The 20933-nt window shown below is 54.2% G+C and carries 18 protein-coding genes; 17 read left to right on the forward strand and 1 reads right to left on the reverse strand.

Annotation, left to right across the window (positions count from 1 at the left end; all coding sequences use genetic code 11):
* The first annotated feature begins 32 nt into the window (after nucleotides 1-32).
* The 9 genes from LRM19_RS01290 to LRM19_RS01330 are packed head-to-tail and all read left to right on the forward strand — an operon-like array spanning nucleotide 33 to nucleotide 10685.
* Complete coding sequence (locus LRM19_RS01290) at nucleotides 33-434, forward strand: phage tail assembly chaperone (RefSeq protein WP_001135721.1); 402 nt, start codon at nucleotides 33-35, stop codon at nucleotides 432-434.
* 23 nt (nucleotides 435-457) lie between these two features.
* Nucleotides 458-721 carry a phage tail assembly protein T gene (locus LRM19_RS01295; RefSeq protein ID WP_000050396.1) on the forward strand — a complete coding sequence of 88 codons (264 nt, stop codon included), beginning with the start codon at nucleotides 458-460 and terminating at the stop codon, nucleotides 719-721.
* Between the two features lie 34 nt (nucleotides 722-755).
* The gene (locus tag LRM19_RS01300) at nucleotides 756-4016 is read left to right on the forward strand and encodes a phage tail tape measure protein (RefSeq protein WP_271367001.1); all 3261 of its coding nucleotides are present in this window, start codon (nucleotides 756-758) and stop codon (nucleotides 4014-4016) included.
* Nucleotides 4017-4029: 13 nt separating this feature from the next.
* Complete coding sequence (locus LRM19_RS01305; RefSeq protein WP_271367002.1) at nucleotides 4030-4623, forward strand: hypothetical protein; 594 nt, start codon at nucleotides 4030-4032, stop codon at nucleotides 4621-4623.
* Nucleotides 4623-5207, forward strand: coding sequence for a hypothetical protein (locus tag LRM19_RS01310; RefSeq protein WP_271367003.1), 585 nt, complete (start codon nucleotides 4623-4625; stop codon nucleotides 5205-5207). The genes LRM19_RS01305 and LRM19_RS01310 overlap by 1 nt, the downstream gene beginning before the upstream one ends.
* 6 nt (nucleotides 5208-5213) lie before the next feature.
* A complete protein-coding gene (locus LRM19_RS01315) occupies nucleotides 5214-5612 on the forward strand; it encodes a DUF6950 family protein (RefSeq protein ID WP_271367005.1) in 399 nt (132 codons plus the stop codon).
* Complete coding sequence (locus LRM19_RS01320; protein ID WP_271367006.1) at nucleotides 5612-8320, forward strand: phage tail tip fiber protein; 2709 nt, start codon at nucleotides 5612-5614, stop codon at nucleotides 8318-8320. Before LRM19_RS01315 ends, LRM19_RS01320 begins: the two co-directional genes overlap by 1 nt.
* Before the next feature lie 2 nt (nucleotides 8321-8322).
* The gene (locus LRM19_RS01325; RefSeq protein ID WP_271367008.1) at nucleotides 8323-9276 is read left to right on the forward strand and encodes a DUF6453 family protein; all 954 of its coding nucleotides are present in this window, start codon (nucleotides 8323-8325) and stop codon (nucleotides 9274-9276) included.
* 47 nt (nucleotides 9277-9323) lie between these two features.
* On the forward strand, nucleotides 9324-10685 hold the full coding sequence (locus LRM19_RS01330) for a phage tail fiber protein (protein WP_271367009.1): 1362 nt from the start codon (nucleotides 9324-9326) through the stop codon (nucleotides 10683-10685).
* 371 nt (nucleotides 10686-11056) lie between these two features.
* On the opposite strand, the gene LRM19_RS01340 is transcribed toward LRM19_RS01330, so the two are convergent.
* The gene (locus LRM19_RS01340) at nucleotides 11057-11233 is read right to left on the reverse strand and encodes a helix-turn-helix transcriptional regulator (protein ID WP_271367677.1); all 177 of its coding nucleotides are present in this window, start codon (nucleotides 11231-11233) and stop codon (nucleotides 11057-11059) included.
* Between the two features lie 50 nt (nucleotides 11234-11283).
* Here LRM19_RS01340 and xisR point away from each other — a divergent pair, with 50 nt between their 5' ends.
* The 8 genes from xisR (at nucleotide 11284) to pheP (ending at nucleotide 20918) form a co-directional block, all read left to right on the forward strand.
* Nucleotides 11284-11532, forward strand: a complete 249-nt coding sequence (gene xisR / locus LRM19_RS01345) for an excisionase family protein (RefSeq protein ID WP_061715832.1) — start codon at nucleotides 11284-11286, stop codon at nucleotides 11530-11532.
* 267 nt (nucleotides 11533-11799) lie between these two features.
* Entirely contained in the window at nucleotides 11800-12630 is an 831-nt protein-coding gene (locus LRM19_RS01350; protein ID WP_271367011.1) for a CPBP family intramembrane glutamic endopeptidase, read from the forward strand.
* 354 nt (nucleotides 12631-12984) lie between these two features.
* Nucleotides 12985-14001: an iron ABC transporter substrate-binding protein gene (locus LRM19_RS01355; RefSeq protein ID WP_047748646.1), complete on the forward strand. Its 1017-nt coding sequence runs from the start codon at nucleotides 12985-12987 to the stop codon at nucleotides 13999-14001.
* 24 nt (nucleotides 14002-14025) lie between these two features.
* Nucleotides 14026-15600 carry an ABC transporter permease gene (locus LRM19_RS01360; RefSeq protein WP_271367013.1) on the forward strand — a complete coding sequence of 525 codons (1575 nt, stop codon included), beginning with the start codon at nucleotides 14026-14028 and terminating at the stop codon, nucleotides 15598-15600.
* A gap of 1 nt (nucleotide 15601) precedes the next feature.
* Nucleotides 15602-16633 carry an ABC transporter ATP-binding protein gene (locus LRM19_RS01365; RefSeq protein ID WP_271367014.1) on the forward strand — a complete coding sequence of 344 codons (1032 nt, stop codon included), beginning with the start codon at nucleotides 15602-15604 and terminating at the stop codon, nucleotides 16631-16633.
* A gap of 149 nt (nucleotides 16634-16782) precedes the next feature.
* Entirely contained in the window at nucleotides 16783-17058 is a 276-nt protein-coding gene (yahO, locus tag LRM19_RS01370) for a DUF1471 family periplasmic protein YahO (protein WP_023310654.1), read from the forward strand.
* 184 nt (nucleotides 17059-17242) lie between these two features.
* Complete coding sequence (locus LRM19_RS01375) at nucleotides 17243-19426, forward strand: TonB-dependent receptor (RefSeq protein ID WP_271367016.1); 2184 nt, start codon at nucleotides 17243-17245, stop codon at nucleotides 19424-19426.
* A 103-nt stretch (nucleotides 19427-19529) separates the two neighbouring features.
* Nucleotides 19530-20918: a phenylalanine transporter gene (pheP, locus tag LRM19_RS01380; RefSeq protein WP_115874408.1), complete on the forward strand. Its 1389-nt coding sequence runs from the start codon at nucleotides 19530-19532 to the stop codon at nucleotides 20916-20918.
* Nucleotides 20919-20933 lie beyond the last annotated feature (15 nt).

The raw sequence follows: 20933 nt of genomic DNA on the forward strand, positions 1-20933 counted from the left end.
TCCCTCCGATCATGTAACAAGAGAAAAATGAAATGCCGCAAAAAACATCACAGAATTCATTACGCAACGTGGCGCTTACAGCATCGAAAGCCTATCGCACCAAAGAAGGTATCACGGTCCCTGAATGGGATGGCGCAAAGGTAACGCTGCGTGAACCCTCTGGCGATGCCTGGGTGAAATTCCGGGAGATCGTTAATCCCCAGCTCGCCGAGGGCGAAGAGGCACCGACGCTGACGGAGGCGGAAAAGTTTCTGCGTAACAAAGAGGCTGATGTGGTTCTGTTTATTGACGTTCTGCTGGATGAAAACGGCGAGCGAGTATTCAGCGATGAGGATCAGGAGCAGGTATCTAAAATTTATGGTCCAGTGCACTCCCGCCTGCTGGCTCAGGCCCTCAACCTCGGCATGAGCCAGGAAGAAGCGGGAAAGCCGTAAAGCAGCCGCTGACCTTCTTCCTGATGTCGCTGGCGCTCCGGTTGGGGCGTACTCTCCACGAACTGCGCCAGACCATGACCGCCAGCGAGCTCAAAATGTGGATCGAGTTCGACCGCATCAGTCCGATTGGTGACTGGCGCGCCGATGCTCAGGCGGCGCAGATCTCCGTTGCAATGCTGAACTCTCAGGGCGGGAAATTCACCATTCCTGACGTGATGCTGAAATGGGGTGAGCAGGAAGAAGGCGCTGAAGTCTCTGAACTTGAAGAATGGATGTCCAGTCTTTAATGCCCGCGGCTGCGGGCTTTTTTATGGGTGAAATATGGCAACGCTGCGCGAGCTAATCATCAAAATTTCGGCGAATTCAACTTCTTTCCAGTCTGAGATCGCCAGAGCGTCCCGCATGGGAACGGATTACTACCGCACTATGGAGCAGGGCGGGAAAAAAGCTGCAGCGGCCACGCGTGAAACGAAGCGGTCTTTGGCTGAACTTAATTCTCAACTTGCAACCGTGCGATCTTCTGCGGCCGGACTTGCCGGGGCGTGGGCTGGTGCATTTGCCACACATCAGCTGGTTCAGTTTGCCGATACCTGGAACCAAATGAATGGGCGCTTGCGGCTGGCGTCCACATCGACAGAAGATTTTGCTGCAGCACAGCGCACCCTGATGGATATCAGCCAGCGCACCGGTACATCGCTTACTGCCAACTCTAATCTATATAGCCGTATTGCGCAGTCCATGCGCTCAGCAGGTTACGCTTCCGCAGAAGTAGCGAAAGTAACCGAAACTGTTGCTACATCCCTGAAGTTATCAGGTGCCAGTACAGAAGAAGCCAGCTCCGTTATCACTCAGCTCAGCCAGGCGTTAGCGTCTGGTGTTTTGCGTGGTGAGGAATTCAACTCCATCATGGAGAACGGGGGAAGGCTGGTAAAACTGCTGGCTGATGGCCTGGGTACCACTGTTGGCGGTTTGCGTAATATGGCCAACAATGGCGAGTTGACTACAGATAAGATCGTCCCGTTGCTGACCAACGTCGAGATTCTGCGCAAAGAGTTCGACACTCTCCCGGCATCAATCAGCGGATCTGCACAGAAAGTACAAAACGCCTTTCTCGCGTGGGTGGGCGGTGCGAACGATGCCGTTGATGCATCCTTCGCGCTTTCCGGCGTGCTGGATGGGCTGGCAAATAACATAGATGATGTGGCTAACACCGCAGGCATTCTGGTTGGTGTTGGGCTGGCCCGTTATTTTGGGAATATGGTCGGCAGTGTTGGAGAGTCCACACGGGCTGTCCTCGCTAATACAGCTGCCGAAGTCGCACTGGCGCAGGCGCAGGTTCGCGGTGCACAGGTTAGCGTTGCTGCTGGTCGCCAGGCTGTTTACCGCGCTCAACAGGCACGCGCAGCGGCGACGAGTATTGAGGCTCAGATTGTCGCTGAGCGTAATCTTGATGCAGCTCAGGCATCACTGAATACGGCGCTTGCTGGCAGGGCCTCTGCAGTTAACAACCTCACCAATACAGCCTCGGTCATGTCACGGCTGGGTAGTGGGGTGCTGGGTATTCTCGGTGGATGGCCTGGAGTTATTATCGGTGCCGGTGCGGCGATGTATGGTTTGTATCAGCACACCCAGCAGGTGCACAAGGAGGCGGTTGGCTTTGCCAATAATCTGGATGAAATAAACGGTAAGCTGCAGCAGATGTCGGTGCTGGGGCTGCGCTCTACTGCTGCCGATGCCCGTACATCGTTACAGGCACAAATGCAGGACCTGGCCGCTCTCGATTCACAAATTGCGAAAGTGAAAGACAGCCTGAAGGCGGTTGACCAAATCCAGCAGGACTACAACCGTCACCCGACGCTGACTCAGATCAATACCTTCATGGATCAGGCCGATATCACGGCCAAAAACGTTGAACTTACCGACAAGCTGAACCAGCTGGAGTACCAGAGGGAACAGGCAGCGTCAAAGGTTGAGCAAACGCAGAAGCTGGTTAACGATGCCAGCGATAAGGCAACACAAAAGGCTATTGAGCAGGCTGGTGCCGTTTCAATCCTGAAAGGTGCGTATGACCTGCTTAACCGCTCAATGTCAGCGACCGCTGGTGCCAAGCCGCCTCAATTTGCCGGGCCCGTCGTTTCAATGGCGAACGCAACACCTCAGCAGCAAACGGCACTGGAGCGCTCACGCCGAGATAACGAGCTGGCCAGCCTAAGCGGTTTAGAGAAGCTCCATCAGCAGCACGTCTATGAAGCAGAAGACCTGAAGCTGACGGGGGCGCTTTACACCCAGTACATCTACAACAAGGATCAGGCAGCCAAAAAGGATGCAGCAGCTGCGGAGGCAAAAAAAACCTCCACCGCTGCCTCAAATGCGCAGAGTAAAGCCGAGCGCGAAGCGGCCAGCACCGCCGAACAGTATTCGCGGAAAATGGCCGATCTGAGCGTGGCTATCGACGTGCAGCGCGTGCGGGCAACGGAGGGAGAAAAATCCTCCGACCTTTATGCGGCTTCACACCAGGCCGGCACTAAATGGACGGATGAGCAGCGCAGGGCTATTCAGGCATCGTCTACAGAACTGGCGAAGTGGACTCAAAAAGCTGATGAGAACGTGCGCAAGCAGCGCGAACAGGCTGATGCCCTGAAGGATTTAACTGAAGCGGCCAGGAAGTTCAGGGACGAGGCAACGCTGACAACTGAAACCAGAGGAATGAGCGATCGCCAGCGCAGCCGGTTCGATGAAACGCAGCAGATTGACCGTGTTTTCGCCAAAACTGACGGCGGTACCGAAGCAATCGCACAGCGTGCGGCGGCTCTCGATGCGCTGGACAAAAAATATAAAGCAATCGCTGCTTCTGAGGCTGACTGGACTGCAGGCGCCGAGAAGGGATTTAAAAACTGGCTTGATACCGCTTCTGATTATTCCTCGCAGACAGCAGACCTTGTGAACAACTCAATGACAGGTCTTATCGGAAATATTTCCGATGCTTTATCAGGCAATAAAGTTGACTGGGAGGATTGGTCGAAATCGGTACTGGCTTCTATGCAAAAAATTATCCTCAACGCAATGTTGGTAAATTCGTTGAAGTCTGCAGGAGGCGGGGGACTGTTCGGTTCTCTTGGTGGTCTTTTTGGTGGGGGTGATGCAACCTCTGCAGGAAGTACACCATCAGGCGCATATTCCGGCGCGGCCAGCGGACTGAAGTTTGCCAAAGGCGGCGTCTTTGATTCCCCAAATCTTAGCCATTTCAGTAATTCGATCATTTCCAGCCCGACGATGTTCAAATTTGCCAAAGGCGATGGATTGATGGGTGAAGCTGGCCCCGAGGCTGTGATGCCACTAACCAGAACATCGAATGGCACTCTTGGCGTCAGGATGGTCGGCACTACAGCTGCTGGTGGGGGAGGTGGTGAAATCCATATCACCCAGCATATCAATGTTTCTGGTAACGGTGACGCCGCGCTTAATCGTGCCATGCAGGAGGCTGCGCGTCAGGGAGCTGCCGATGGTGCTAAAAAAGCGCGTCAGGACATGCTGAGTGATTTTCAGACCAACGGTCAGGCCAGGAGGATGCTTGGCGTTTAAATAAGGAGTGACTATGTCTGTGCTTGAATGGCCTGAAGATGTATGTCCGGCGTCGCTGACGTGGCGGCCGGAAAGTAACACAAAAACATTTCGTTCCCCGTTTAATGGTGCATCACAGACCGTCCGTTTCCCCGGCACCCGCTGGATCTGCTCCCTGACGTTTAGCAACCTTACAGATGATAAATCCCGGCGCATCGATGCGCTGGTGGCCGATCTGGATGGTGAATATGGCAGGGTGAAGATCAGAGACTGGGGGAGAGGGGGCAGGACGCCAGCCGGAAATCCGGTGGTTTCTGACGCGAACCAGACCGGTACGCAGCTCGGCAGTAAGGGCTGGACACCAGGTACACTGGTACTGCGCACCGGTGATTACTTTACCGTTAATGACGAGCTGAAGATGGTCACCGCCGATGTGACCAGCACTGCTGCAGGAACTGCCGTTATTCCCTTTGCGCCTATGTTGCGTGCCTCTCCCCCTGCTAACGGAAAAATCGAAGTCGCTAAGCCATACGGCATTTTCAAGCTGAAGGATAACCAGCAGGGGGCTGGTAATCGCGTGCCTGGCGTTTTTACCAGCTATACGCTGGAGTTTGAGGAGGCTTTCTGATGCTGTATTCCCCGTTTTCTGATTCGATGGTGGACTGCCTATCCCGCGACAGGGTTACCGCCGTGCTGGCGGCCAATGTCCAGTTTGAGTCCGGTACCGCCTACGTTCATTCCGGTACCGGCACGCTGGTGTTGGGAGGTTATGTCTATTACGGCATGGGTACGATGGGCGCCATCGACGATGTAGGCGAAACCAACACAACAAGCCCGACACAGCTCAGGATGACGCTATCCGGGCTGGATATGTCGCTGTTTGCCAAAACGCTCAATGAGCGCTGTGTGGGAAGGCCTGCAGAACTGTATCTGGTGGCTATGGATGATAACGGCATTGTTCAGGTGGCCGACCTTATTTTTAAGGGGCGGGTTTCCGGCACCGGAGCAACGGCGGGTGAAACGAATGCCCTGCAGTACACCGTCAGTAATATTTTTGAGGACTGGCAGCGACCGTTCCCGGACCGCTATACCGACGAGTCACACCAGTCCACTCAGCCAGGCGACCGCATATTTCGTTACGTCGCGCAGATGGCAGAACGTTCAATTTACTGGGGCAGCAAAAAAGATGCGCCAGGGTTTACCTATTCGTGAGGAAGCATGAAGCATCCAGACTGGCATAACAGATTAATCGCCGTGATAAGGGCCGCTGAAAAGCGGCCTTTTTTATGGGGCGAACATGACTGCTGCCTGTTTGCGGCAGATTGTGCGGAAGCGATGACCGGGGATAATTTCGCCGATGGCTGGCGCGGGACCTACGACAGCGAAACGGGCGCAAAAAAGGCGCTGCTGCGCGGCGGCGGCTCACTTGAAAAGGTGCTGGCTAAATACCTCGATGAAGTGCCGGTGAAGATGGCTCAGCGCGGAGATATCGCTGTAGTGGAAAACGCGGGTACCCGATGCGCCGGGGTAATTTACGGTGGTGCAGTGTGGGTGCCGGGAGAAGCGGGGCTGGTTTGCCTTCGGATTAAGCCCCTGAGTACGTGGAGGGTTCGCTGATGCCTGCTGCAATCCCTATCATCGCGACGGTAGCCGCTGGCGCCGCGGCAGCCAATGGAGCCTACGCTATCGCAATGGCAATCACCATTGCCGCTCAGGTCGCCACACAGATGATGACGAAGAAGCCATCACTGGGGTCTTACCGGGATACTGCAGAGCGTAAGCAGGTGCTGCGCGCGGCTGCCAGCCCTAAAACGGTTGTTTATGGCAGGACCGTATCTGCAGGCACTCTGTTTTTCGCTGAAGAACAGTCTGGCGAGCAGACTGATGGTGAATGGGTTCACCTTGCCATTACCCTCGCGGGGCACCCAATTTCAGGCACGGGTACCATTTACCTGGGCGATGATGATATCGGCTCCTATGGCGAGAGCGCCACGTATGAAGTGCATATAGACCGCCAGGCAGCGGATCCGTTTATGCTGGCAAATTGCCCGTCGTGGAAAGATGACATGATCGGCAAGGGGATTTCCTGGCTGCGTCTGTCTTTGAAATACAATGCTGAGAAATTCCCGTCCGGCATCCCGAACGTGAAGGTTGAGAAGACGGGCCGTAAAGTATACGACCCGCGCACCGGTCGCACGGAGTACAGCAACAATCTGGCGCTGTGTGTGCTGGACTATTACCGGAGTTACCTGAAAGTCGCTGATGCTGATATTAACTGGGATCAGTTTCAGGAGGCGGCCAACATCTGCGACGAGCTGGTGACTAACGGCGACGGCACGACGGAAAAGCGTTACACGCTGAACGGGGAATTTGACCTCAGCGAAAATAAAGCGAGCATTCTTGAGGCGATGCTGACAGCTGGCGCAGCAGAGCCAACCTACATCGCCGGTAAACATGGCATCCTCGTTGGCGCGTATTACGGTCCCGCAACCGAAGTTATTACCGAGAGTCAGCTGGCTGGTGATATCGAGATCATGCCTGAGGTGTCACAGTCAGAGCGCGTTAACACCATCAGCGGTACGTTTGTCGATCCTAAACAGACCTATTCTGAAGCCGATTTTCCATCAGTATCTGTGAGCGAGTGGGTAACCGAAGACGGCGTGGAGATATCGCAGGATCTTAAGCTGCGTTTCGTTACGTCTGAATTTCAGGCCCAGCGCCTGGCAGACATCAAGCTCAAGCGGACCCGCATTTCCCGCACAATGAATCTCACGCTGAACCTCAGTGGCTACCGCTACCGCCCCGGTATGTATGTAAAAGTTAATTTTCCCTCGCTTGGGATCGTTAACGTTGAGATGCGCGTGACCGACTGGAAATTTGGCGTGCAGAACGGCGTGCAGATCACACTGAAGCAGGAAACTGCTGACGTGTGGGGAGACGCCATCGGTAAACCCATCGATCGCCCACCGTTTACCCAGCTTCCATCTGGTGGGGTGGCTCAGCCTCAGAATCTGAAGTACACCGTAGAGGAAATTGGTCAGGTGGTGCAAGGCGTTCTCTCCTGGCAGAACATCGGGCAGTTTGTCTATAACCAGGTTGTCATTCGCAGGAATGGCCAGGCGGTGCTCACAGCCCAGGTTCCCGGCTCCTTCACGCGATTAACCGGCCTGCTGCAGGATACCTATACAGCCCACGTCACCGCCGTTAATCAGATGGGGGCATCATCACCTGAGGCATATCTTGAATTCAGTATTGAGGCGCCGCCTCCGCCGTCGGGTGTTACGGTAGAGCAGGCGTTTTTTGCTGTGATGCTCATTCCCCGCCTCGCAGCTGTGACAAACGTCTCCACCCAGTTTGATTTCTGGACGTCAGGTGAGCAGCCGCTTGCCAGCGCTGATACGGCGACAGTGGAGGCCGGAGCCACGCGCGCGGGTATGGGTACGACATGGACCAGTCACAACCTGAAAAACGGGCATACCTATTACTGGTATATCAGAACCATCAACGCGTTTGGTGCGTCTGCCTTCGTCGAGGTGGCCGCGCTTTGCCAGACAGATACCGGTGAACTCATCGACATCATTGATGATTCTGTTCGGGATTCTGATGCCTTTAAAAATATCTCGGAAGGTGTGGACACCAATCTTGAAGCTGCCATGCAGAATGCCCTGGCTAATCACGGTACGGTTGAACATCAGTACCAGCAGTTAGGCGAAGTGCGCGCTGATGTTCTGGTTGTTAAAACGACAGTGGCTGAAGTGGATCACGCTCTTGCTGATTTGTCAGAGTACGTTCAGGCGCAGGTCGGGGATTTAACCGCCGCGGTTAACCAGAAAATGACGGCAGAGGTGAACAGTGATGGAACCGCAAAGGCATCGTATACGCTGAACCTTGGGATCGTTCGTAATGGCGTTAAATACAACACTGGTTTTGGCATGTCGATTGAGCCATCCGGCGGTTCCTACAAATCTACAGTGGTCTTTGCTGCCGATCAGTTTGGTATCTACTCGGGAAGCGATCCGGGAAATTACCAGGCTGCATTTTTTGTCTATAACGGTCAGGTGTTCATCCGTGATGCCTTTATTCAGGACGGCAGCATTACTAACGCGAAGATTGGGAATTACATCCGATCAACAAACTATGTCGCTGGTCCCGGCGGCGCAGGCTGGAACATTGATAAAGGCGGGAACTGTGAGCTGCACGGCGCGCTGTATGCCGCCAGCGGTAATTTCGCGTTCACCGGGAACGGTAATGGCGTCACCATTGACGGGAAGGGCGTAAAAATTGATCTCGGCGGCGGTAACCTGATTGTTCTTGGAGAGTGGTAACTATGCCAAAAGGATTACGTATTACCTACGCCGATGGCGGCCCGGCAATGGAAATAACTGCCGGGCTTCGCTGCCCTTCGTTTTGCCAGAACGTCAGCGAAGCATGGGATGTTAACCAGTATACGATTAATCAGCGCGTGGATGGCAGCCAGATCGTCGTTATCCCGCGTAATACCGTTTACAAACTTAACAGGGGTACAAACCTCATTCCCACGATCGGCATGCTGGATGGATTTACCGTATCAGATAACACCATCACCATGAATACCTGGTGGAGTGATAACTGGGGGCGCGCAAAAACTTTTGACGCGTCTATCTGGCAAATACTCCCGGCCTCGTCCGGTAGGGGATTGCTGATTCAGGACAGCACGGATTTCCTCTCAATCACTGACGCCACAATGTCGGGCTACTGCGTCTGGCGCGGCACCATCACTTTCACCGGGAGCTGGGCGACGCCGACGACAAATATCTCACGTGATCGATATTTGGTGTTTGCGAAATGGAGCGCAGATAACGTCACCATCGAGTTTGACGGTTTAAACATTCTTGCGACGGTAGATCATTCTGGTCTCGATCAGGCCGCGACCGTAACCATGCAGATCGCGATTTTTGCCAGTGGCGTAAGTCCGACACTAGGAAGGGGACTGAATATTATCAAAGGCGGTGTTTGCGTGTTCTCCACCACGCGCAGGCCATTTGTGTACCGGAACCAGACCTATACACCATCATGGTCAAATACCGATATTGGCGAGGGCATGATTTTGCTTGGCCGCTATGGCTATAACAGCGAGGTCTACACCGGCTGGGACTACATCAAATGGGCGGGCCTGATCCGCAGCGGCAATCTGGTGCGTGCCGGGAGGGGAAGAAATGCCGCTTCATGGACATCACAGTACAGTGTTGTAGGGCGACGCCTGACAAGTCTCTCCATCCCCATTATTGATGCAATTTACTGACAACCCGCTCTGGCGGGTTTTTTATTATCAGAATTCGGGAGTCTATTATGTCAGCAGGCACTATTACCCTGACAAACGGTTCCGCTATTGTTGGCGGTTCCGGAACTTCATTCTCAACCGAACTTGCTGCTGGTGACTTTATTGTCTCTACTGTGGGCGGTGTGTCGTATACATTGCCCGTAAAATCGGTAGAGAGTAATGCGCAACTTACGCTGGTCAGCAACTTTACCGGGCCTACTCAAGCCGGTGCGGCATGGTCAGCGATTCCCCGCGTGGCGCTGAACATGGTAACGGCCGCGCTGGTGGCGCAAAGTGCTGAAGCGCTGCGTGGACTGAATTACGACAAACAGAATTGGCAACGCATTTTTTCTGGAACCGGCAATGTAACGGTAACCCTGCCAGATGGAACAACATGGACGGGCCCAGCCTGGAATAGCTTTACCACATCACTGGATGGCGTTACCACATCGCTAAATAACATTACAACATCGCTTTTAGGCAAAGCGGAAAAAGGTGCAAACAGCGACATTACATCGATCAGCGGACTCACGACAGCGCTATCTATAGCACAGGGTGGTACCGGCTCGACCACTGCATCAGGTGCTCGCCAAAACCTCGGTTTAGGAACTGCGGCAACGAAGGATACTGGTACGGCGTCAGGGCAAGTTTTACTGGCAGGCGCTGCTTTTGGCTTGGGTAGCAATTTAGCTGCGTACTCATATTCGCAGCCAACGGGTTTTTATACGGGTCAACAAGATGCTCCAACTCCAGGTTACGGTGGCGGATGCATCAGAATGAGCTCCGGTAACTACCAGGTAGAGTTATACTCCCCACTTGCTGGCCCGGTCAGGTTTTTTGCTCGTAATATCAACACATCTACTGGCGGCAGCGCCTGGGCAGAATACTATTCTACTGCGAACACCACTAAGGCCAGCGATGGAACACTAAAAGCAGCCTCGCCGGTTGCACGGATTGTTAAATCTCAAGAGGAAAACCAGCGAAGCGATATTGCTGATGATGGTTTTTTATGGTGCGGTTGCGGTACAGCTAACGTCGAGGCGGAAGGGATCAGCATTTCCCGAACTGATATCGGCGTATATATCCTCACTGGTTCTGAAGGCCTGGCATCTGAAGGCTGGCAGCTCCTGCCGCCCATGGACCCCGGCGGTATGGGAGAACTTGGCATTGTTGAAGCTGAGCAAACCGATAACGGCGAGCTGACAATTCGCCTGTTTAAACGCAAGTACATGCTGGGTGATGAAGGTGAGATTGTAAAAACAAAAGGGGAGCCAATCGACGTACCGGCTAACAGCTGGATTGATGTTCGTCTTGATATGCCGGCGAGCAGCATCTGGAATCGGCATCGTAAACAGGAAATTGAAGCAGATAATCAAATCCCAGGTTCATAAATAAAACCGCCACCCATCTTATGCAAGAATGGGCGGCGGCTGGTTGCTCAGTGTTCATGCCAAGCTACCGAGTTGCATTTTACTTCAAATGCATTTTGGTGTCCCTTTTCACAATGTGACTGGCTTTCCATTCAGAATATTCTCTAAGTAACCATCTCGAACTTCTTCCAAGCTTTACCGGAGCAGGAAATTCTCCCCGCTTTATAATTGAGTAAAAGTATTTTGCTGTGAACCCCGAATCGTTAGTTATGTATTTGAGGTCAATGAATGAATCATCAGAAAGGTTAGTGCGAGCTTTTGGCATCATGCATTTATTTCCTTTAGTCGTGGACTTGTTGAAAATGTGCGAAGTTAAAAATTAACTTTACACGCTACTTATCCTTCATAGATGCTCGAACTTTTTCAGTGATCCATGCTTCCACTTCTGTTGATACCCACCTTACGGAACTACCTATCTTGATAGAGTTTGGGAACTCACCCGCGTTCATCCACTTGTAAATAGTCGTTTTTTTGAACCCACTGGTGCGGCAAACCTCTTTTAGGTCCATCAAATATATGTTCAACTGTCATCCTCCTCGTTAAAAATTGTGTGTAGGTTATGGAATATCAAACAGTTCGAATCGAGCCTAATAAATGGGTTACAGAGTCTTTACTGATGGCAATCACGGGCCTCACAAAGAACGCTATCAGATCTGCACGGGAAAAATCATGGATGGAGGGAAGAGAGTATCGACACTATTCAGGCGATTGTCAGCCTAAGGATAACAGTCCGATAATGTATAATCGGTTAGAAGTAGATGCCTGGGTTGAGAGACAAAAACCTGCCGTTCCACGTCAACGCAAATGACGTTGGTTGGACAGGAAACACACTACTGAAAGTGCGAATGTTTCTGGTATAGCTTTGCTCGTTTGCATTTGGGGGTATTATTGGGGGTACGTCTCATTCATTTAGCTTGTTTTTATATTTAAAATCATAAAATTGCACGCTTGGTTTCAATCCTACAGGGCGCCATTTAATTTCATAGAGTTACGCCTCCTTCACATCCTCCTGATTTCCATTGTGGGACATATTTGGGACATCACCCCTAAAATTTACCGGTCATGAAGGACATTTATGTGGTATCTACTCGCAACTTCGCTTGCCGCACTCTCTCTTAATAAAAGCCTGGCTTACCTGATGCTGGGATTAACGGCATTTCTCGGCTGGAAACAGAGTATTCTTGACGCCCCGGCGCTGCTGGTTATTGCATCAATCGTTGTTGGCTGGTCTGTTGTTGAATGGCTACGTAATAAAAATAATAAATACACATATCTGGTCGAAGGCCTGTGCGTGGTCATCGCCGTTGCCCTGGTTTTGCATGTGATCCCGGGTTTTCATAACCCAAAGGTGCTGGATGCTGTCGTCGTTGGTCCGCAAAGCAAACCGTTCAGTATGTACTTTAATATGGACAAGGCGGTGGTGCCGTTTTTTTTAATTACGTGCATGCCAACGTTGTTCGTAGCAAAACCCCTCTATAAAATTGGCAAGCTCGGCTGGGGAATATTGGTACTTGCGGTACCCGCTCTGTTACTTCTGGCTGTGGCGTTGGGCGGGCTGAGAATTGAGCCACATGCGCCAGAATGGTTCGCGCAATTTGCCCTTGCGAATATTTTCTTCGTCTCTTTGGCCGAGGAAGCCCTGTTCAGAGGCTACCTGCAGCAGCGCTTGTCCCGGATCGTTCATCCTGTTGTCGCGCTGTTGATTGCCTCAGTCATCTTTGGGCTGATGCATTATAGCGGCGGTTTACTGCTGATTATTTTTGCCAGCCTCTCCGGCATTATTTACGGCCTGGCGTGGATGTGGAGCGGCAGGCTCTGGGTTGCAACGTTATTCCATTTTGGGCTGAACGGCGTGCATTTATTGTTCTTCACCTATCCTGTGTATGCCCCTCATGCGGTTATGTGATGCTTTTTAAATTAGTAGTCTTATAAATTTAGCTACCTCCGGATAAGCATACAAAGCCCCGCAATATCGGGGCTTTTATATCTGCCGGGCGCATGAATAACAGATTTACCTTCGCGTCATAATAAATAGAAGGCTAATTAATTCATTACAGGCAGGCTTAAGGTTTTCTTAATCTAATAATTATCTCTCATTAAAATTTGGATTTTTATCATTCTAAAATCTGCTAAAAAGAAATTTTACACTTTTACGACTAAACTCGATTGATACTAATTATCATTAGCGTTGTTGTATGCTTTAATCCTGTCCCACAAAGCTATGAGTGGTTACTCCCGTTGGTCTATTAAGGATATGTTCATGAATTCTCGCCTGCTGTCCTGCTTCTCGCTTGCCTTGTTGTCTTCCTCCCTTTTCCTTTCCACACAATCGGTTGCCGCCGATAACAACGAAGGTATCGTTGTTTATAACGCGCAGCACGAAAACCTGGTGAAGTCTTGGGTTGACGGTTTTACTAAAGAAACCGGTATTAAAGTCACGCTACGTAATGGTGATGACAGCGAGCTGGGTAACCAGCTGGTGCAGGAGGGCAGCGCGTCGCCGGCGGACGTATTCCTGACGGAGAACTCGCCGTCCATGGTGCTGGTGGATAATGCAAACCTGTTTGCGCCGCTGGATGCAGACACCCTGAAGCAGGTACCGGCGGAATATCGTCCTGCGCACGGCCGCTGGATCGGCATTGCCGCCCGCAGCACGGTATTCGTCTATAACCCGGCAAAACTCAGCGAACAGCAGCTGCCTAAGTCGCTGATGGATCTGGCGAAACCCGAGTGGAAAGGCCGCTGGGCGGCATCTCCTTCAGGCGCGGATTTCCAGGCCATCGTGAGCGCGATGCTGGCCCTGAAGGGCGAGAAGGCCACCCTGGAATGGCTTAAAGCGATGAAAGCCAATTTCGTTGCCTATAAAGGCAACAGCACCGTGATGAAGGCAGTCAATGCCGGCCAGATTGATGGCGGCGTGATTTATCACTACTACCGCTTTGTCGACCAGTCCAAAACCGGTGAAAACAGCAAAAACACTCAGCTCTACTACTTCAAACACCAGGATCCGGGCGCGTTCGTAAGCCTTTCCGGCGGTGGCGTGCTGGCGTCCAGCAAACACAAAGCGCAGGCGCAGGCCTTCATCAAGTACATTACCGGCAAAGAAGGTCAGGAAAGTCTGCGTACCAACAACGCCTTTGAGTATGCAGTGGGCGTGAACGCGGCCTCCAACCCGAAACTGGTTCCGCTGAAAGATCTTGATGCACCGAAAGTTGAACCTTCAACGCTCAACAGTAAAAAAGTTATCGAGCTGATGACGCAAGCCGGTCTGCTGTGATCCTGAGAGTGAAGTGAACGTCTTATGTCTGGTCTGAGTCTCGACATCGGAAAAAACAGAGTGCAGGAGCCTGTCCGCAGGCGTCCTGCACTGCCGATGGTTGCGTTAGCTGTGTTGTTTTCATTAATGGCGCTTCTGCCTTTGGGTTTTATCATTGCCATTGGCATTGAGACCGGCTGGGAAACCATTAAGGCGCTGGTGTTTCGCCCGCGTGTGGCTGAGCTGCTCGGCAACACGCTGTGGCTGACGGCCCTGGCGGTTCCGCTGTGTATCGTGACGGGCGTGGTGATAGCCTGGCTCACAGAGCGCACGCAGCTTGCCGGACGGGGCATCTGGTCCGCGCTGGCGGTCGCTCCGCTGGCCATTCCCGCGTTTGTGCAAAGCTATGCCTGGGTGAGCGTTGTTCCCTCCATGCACGGGCTCTCTGCGGGCGTGTTCCTTTCCGTACTTGCCTACTATCCGTTTATCTATATGCCAGTTGCGGCGGTGCTGCGTCGCCTTGACCCGACGCTTGAAGATGTCGCCGCGTCGCTCGGCACGCCGCCGTGGAAGGTCTTTTTCCGCGTGGTGCTGCCCCAGCTCAAGCTGGCTATCTGCGGCGGCGCGCTGCTGGTGGCGCTGCACCTGCTGGCGGAATATGGCCTGTACGTGATGATCCGCTTTGATACCTTCACCACGGCAATTTATGACCAGTTTCAGTCTACCTTCAGCGGCCCGGCGGCAAACATGCTGGCGGGCGTGCTGGCCTTGTGCTGCCTGGCTATATTAATGCTGGAAGGCGTGACGCGTGGAAAAGCCCGCTACGCGCGAATTGGCGCCGGGGCCGCGCGCGAGCAGAAACGCTGGCCGCTGAAGCCTGCGGCGGCCGCGCTGGGTCAGCTGTTTTTCATCGTGCTGATCGTGCTGGCGCTGGGCGTGCCGTTAATTGTTCTGTGTCGCTGGATTTGGCTCGGCGGCGTGCAAAACTGGATGAGTGCCGATCTCTGGCACTCCCTGCGCCAGACGCTGATGCTCGGCGTGGGCGGCGCACTTCTGACGACCGTGTGCGTGATCCCCATCGCGTGGCTCGGTATCCGCTATCCACACCGCATCTTCCGGATGCTGGAAGGGTGCATCTATATCACCAGTTCGCTGCCGGGCATAGTCACGGCGCTGGCGCTGGTCACCGTCACTATTCATTACGCCCGTCCCATTTACCAGACGGAAATTACCCTGTTCCTGGCCTACCTGCTGATGTTTATGCCCCGTGCGCTCATCAACCTGCGGGCGGGGATTGCTCAGGCGCCTGTTGAGCTGGAAAACGTGGCGCGCAGCCTGGGCAGCACGCCCGCGAAGGCGCTCTGGAGCGTCACGATGCGGCTTGCCGCGCCGGGTGCGGCGGCGGGTGCCGCGCTGGTTTTCCTCGGCGTCAGCAACGAGTTGACCGCCACGCTGCTGCTCTCTCCGCTGGGCACGCGCACGCTCTCCACCGGATTCTGGGCGCTAACCAGTGAAATTGACTATGTTGCCGCCGCCCCTTACGCGATGCTGATGATCCTGATTTCACTCCCGCTGACCGCCATTCTCTATATGCAGTCAAAGAAAATTGCAGGGCTATGACATGCTTGAATTAACCGCCATTTCTAAATCGTTTTCTGATGTGCAGGTGCTCGACAGCTTAAACCTGAGCGTTGCGCCGGGGAGCAGGACGGCGATTGTCGGGCCGTCCGGGTCGGGTAAAACCACGCTGCTGCGTATTCTTGCCGGCTTTGAAACGCCCGACACGGGGCGCATTGTCATGCAGGGGAGAACGCTGTTTGATGAAAACAACTTTGTTCCCGCCCACCTGCGCCGGATCGGTTTTGTACCTCAGGAAGGGGCGCTTTTCCCTCACCTCAATGTGGCAGACAACATTGCCTGGGGGCTGGACGGTACCCGCCACGAGAAGCGCCAGCGCGTTGAGGCGCTGATGGAGATGGTCTCTCTGGACAGGCAGCTCGCAACGCACTGGCCCCATGAGATTTCCGGCGGACAGCAGCAGCGCGTGGCGCTTGCCCGTGCGCTGGCCCAGCGTCCTTCACTGATGCTGCTGGATGAACCTTTCTCGGCGCTGGACACCGGCCTGCGCGCCATGACCCGTAAAGCCACGGCCGATCTGCTGGCCGAAGCGGGCGTGGCCTCGATTCTGGTCACCCACGATCAGAACGAAGCGTTGTCCTTTGCCACGCAGGTCGCGGTCATGCGCTCCGGGCGCTTCACCCAGGTCGGGACGCCTTATGACGTCTACACCCGTCCCGTTGACGAAGAGACGGCGCTGTTTCTTGGCGATGCGCTGATCCTGCCTGCGCAGCTCACCGCGGGCTACGCCCTGTGCGCCCTGGGTGAGGTGCCCACGGACAACGCGCAGGCTACAGGGCAGGGCAGAGTGATGCTGCGCCCGGAACAGCTGAGCGTGACGGCATGTGCCTCCCATGAAAGCCCAATCTCGATTCTTGATGTGGACTTCACCGGCCAGCTGTCGACGCTCACCCTTGGGCTCGCCGGGCAGCACGAGCCCGTGACCCTGAAGACCGTCAGCCAGCCTGGATGGAACCCTGGCACGGCGGTACGCATTGATATTGCTGGCACCGCGCGTGTATTCGAATATTCTTAATATTCGTTAGTAATTTCATGCAACGGGTTGTTATAAAAGATTTTTCCCGAACGTATAGCATTCTCTGAGATTCTCTACCATGCTCATAAAACCTCACCGCAATGCGTGAGGTTTTTCGTAGTTGCTGATTAATCTCAAGGAAAAAGGTTATGAAAAAGACGACTGCTATTTTGTTGGGAACGGCGTTACTGTTTACAACCAATGCTTTTGCTGCACAGCTACTCACTAAAAGCGAGTTCAAAAAAGTTGCATCTCAATATAAAAAAATCGGTACGGTAAACACCTCGAATGAAGTATCGGTGGATGATGCAAAAAAAGAACTGATTGAGAAAGCCGATAAGAAAGGCGCGGATGTCCTGGTGCTCACTTCAGGGAACACCAACAATAAAATTCACGGTACGGCCAATATCTACAAGAAAAAATAACGTCATTGCAGCCACCCCGAAACGGGGTGGTTGTTCACCCTCTTTTCTCGCCATACCTCCTCATGAACGCGGTTACACTTGCTAATGCATTTATAATGCGTATAGTTCTCATTTGCATTTCAGCAAAAACATTCTAAGGCCCGACAACGGGTCATTTTTGCGCGCACTTTCAAATGAGTTAACGATGAACAACACCAACATACACAAAACGCTGCTGGCGCTCGCCGTTGGCGCAATAACACATTCCGCCTTCGCGGCTGACGATCAAAAAGAAGATACCCTCATCGTGCAGGCTAAGCCTGCCAGCGAGTTCAAACCCGGTGGCGACCAGCTGGTACCGGCCTTCCTTGACGGACAGGTGGCGAACGGCGGACGCATGGGAATGCTGGGCCAGCAGAACGCCATGGACGTGCCGTTCAACATCATCAGCTACACCTCAAAGCTGGTGGAAGATCAGCAGGCGAAAACCATTGCTGACGTGGTCGCTAACGACGCAGGCGTGCAGTTCGTTCAGGGGTATGGCAACAGCGCGGAAACCTACCGCATCCGCGGCCTGAAGTTTGACGGTGACGACATGACCTTTGGCGGTCTGTCCGGCGTGCTGCCGCGGCAGGTAGTAGATACCCAGATGGTCGATCGCATCGAGATCTTCAAAGGGGCCAACTCGCTGATGAACGGCGCGGCGAGCTCCGGCGTGGGCGGGATGATCAACCTTGAGCCCAAACACGCGAGCGAACTCCCGCAGGCGAAAGTGGGCATCGACTATACCTCTGATTCCCAGATAGGCACCACGCTGGATGCGGGCCGTCGCTACGGCGACAGCGACCAGTTTGGCGCGCGGGTGAACCTGGTCCATCGCGAAGGGGAAACCGGCATACCGAATGACCGCCGCCGCACCACGCTGCTCTCTACCGGCCTGGATTACAGCGGTGACCGCTTCCGCACCTCGCTGGATCTCGGCTATCAGAAGAAAACCTTCCACGGCAGCCCGACCAGCGTCAATATCTCCGCGGTGGATTTCGTACCCGAGCCGCCGAAAAACGATCGCAACTTCTCGCAGAAGTGGGCCTACAGCGACATCGAAAACGAGTTTGGGATGTGGCGCAGCGAGTACGACATCACCGACGGCTGGACCGCCTACACCGGCCTGGGCGCGCAGCACGCGCACGAGGAAGGGATCTACAGCGCGCCGAAGCTGGTGGATAAAAGCGGCAAGGCAACGGCCAGCCGCCTTGATACCAACCGTATCAGCGATTCCGTCAGCGGCATGGCGGGCATTCGCGGTAACTTTGATACCGGTTTTATCTCGCACAAGGTCAATGTCGGCTATTCGGCGATGACCAAAAACGAAAAAATCGCGTGGAAAATGTCGGCTGCGAAGGATAACCCGACCACCAACATCTACCACAATACCGGCGTCGATATGCCGGACAGCAGCAACTTCAACGGCTCCGGCGGAAAGTACAGCGACCCGCTGACCAGCGGACGCACGCGCACACAGGGCTGGCTGCTGAGCGATACGCTGGGCGTACTGGACGACAAACTGCTGTTCACCGCAGGCGCCCGCCACCAGAAGGTGGTCATTCGCGGGTATAACAAAATTACCGGTGCGGAAAACGCGGCGGACGGCTTCGACGGCAGCCGCTGGATGCCAACCTACGGCGTGGTCTACAAGCCGTGGGAGACGCTTTCCCTCTATGCCAACCATACCGAAGCGCTGCAGCCGGGCAAAACCGCGCCTAATACCGCCACCAACTACGGCCAGAGCACCGGTATCGTTCACTCTAAGCAGAATGAAGTGGGCGTGAAGGCGGACTTTGGCCGCGTAGGCGGCTCGCTTGCGCTGTTCGAAATCAAAATGCCGTCGGCTATCCTCGACGACAGCGGTCACTACGGCCTTGACGCTGAACAGCGTAACCGTGGCGTGGAGCTGAACGTCTTCGGCGAGCCAATGCTGGGGATGCGTCTGAACGCCAGCGCTACCTGGCTGCAGGCTGAGCTAACCAAAACCAAAAACGGCGTAAATCAGGGTAACGATGCGATCGGTATTCCGAACTTTTACGCCGTGCTGGGCGCAGAGTACGACATTAAGCCGATTGACGGCCTGACTGCCACCGCCCGCGTGAATCACTCCGGCGCGCAATATGCTGACCTTGCAAACACCAAAAAGCTGGACAGCTACACCACGCTGGATCTGGGGATGCGCTATCGCTTCGCGGTGAACCACAATGCAAACCAGATGACCGTGCGCGCGGGCATCGACAACGTGACCAATGAAAACTACTGGGCCAGCGTGGACGATTCCGGTACCTATATTACGCAGGGCGAACCGCGCACCTTTAAGGTCTCGGTTGGCTACGAATTCTAAGCGTTCCATCTCGTTATCCGGGGCAGGGATGCCCCAATCCCTTGCTACCTCCAGCATGAAGTGTTAAAACGTGCCCCTTCTAAAAAAGAGACAGGGGTAGGACGTGAAAGACGCGTCATCCGCTTCAGGCCATGGTAGCGCCGAAGCCTCGTCGGATCAGAATCCGACGCTGCAACGTGGGTTGCAAAATCGACATATTCAGTTAATTGCCCTTGGCGGCGCAATCGGTACCGGGCTGTTTCTCGGCATCGGCCCCGCTATTCAGATGGCTGGCCCGGCGGTTCTGCTGGGTTATGGTATCGCCGGGATTATTGCCTTCCTGATCATGCGCCAGCTTGGCGAGATGGTCGTTGAAGAGCCGGTTTCAGGCTCCTTCGCGCACTTTGCTTATAAATACTGGGGCCCGTTTGCCGGCTTCCTGTCCGGCTGGAACTACTGGGTAATGTTCGTGCTGGTGGGGATGGCGGAGTTAACCGCCGCAGGCATCTATATGCAGTACTGGCTGCCGGATGTCCCGACGTGGGTCTGGGCGGCGGCCTTCTTCATCATTATTAACGCTGTTAACCTCGTCAACGTCCGCCTGTATGGCGAAACCGAATTCTGGTTTGCGCTGATCAAGGTGCTGGCGATTATCGGCATGATCGGCTTTGGCCTGTGGCTGCTGTTCTCTGGCCACGGCGGCGAGCGCGCCACGATCGACAACCTGTGGCAGCACGGCGGCTTCCTCGCCACCGGCTGGAAAGGGCTGATTCTCTCTCTGGCGGTGATCATGTTCTCCTTCGGTGGGCTGGAGCTAATTGGCATTACCGCCGCCGAAGCGCGCGACCCGCATAAAAGCATTCCAAAAGCGGTTAACCAGGTGGTGTATCGGATCCTGCTGTTCTACATCGGCTCGCTGGTGGTCTTGCTGGCCCTCTATCCGTGGGTGGAAGTGAAGTCCGACAGCAGCCCGTTCGTGATGATTTTCCACGATCTGAACAGCAACGTGGTCGCTTCTGCGCTGAATTTCGTCATTCTGGTGGCGTCGCTGTCGGTCTATAACAGCGGCGTTTACTCAAACAGCCGTATGCTGTTTGGCCTCTCCGTACAGGGCAACGCACCGCGCTTTTTAACCCGCGTCAGCCGTCGCGGCGTGCCGGTGAACTCTTTGTTGCTGTCAGGGGCCATCACGTCGCTGGTGGTGCTGATCAACTACCTCCTGCCGAAAGAGGCCTTCGGCCTGCTGATGGCGCTGGTTGTCGCCACGCTGCTGCTGAACTGGATCATGATCTGCCTGGCGCACCTGCGCTTTCGCGCCGCGATGCGCCGCAAGGGACGCGAAACGCAGTTCAAAGCGCTCCTTTACCCGGCGGGGAACTATATCTGTATCGCTTTCCTGGGGCTGATTCTGGTGCTGATGTGCACCATGGATGAGATGCGCCTGTCCGCGATGCTGCTGCCGGTGTGGGTTATATTCCTGTTTGTGGCGTTTAAGCTATCCCGAAAAAAGTGATCTGCTTTTCACCCT

It is taken from the genome of Enterobacter sp. PI-10 (assembly GCF_027947695.1).
GTDB lineage: Bacteria > Pseudomonadota > Gammaproteobacteria > Enterobacterales > Enterobacteriaceae > Enterobacter > Enterobacter vonholyi.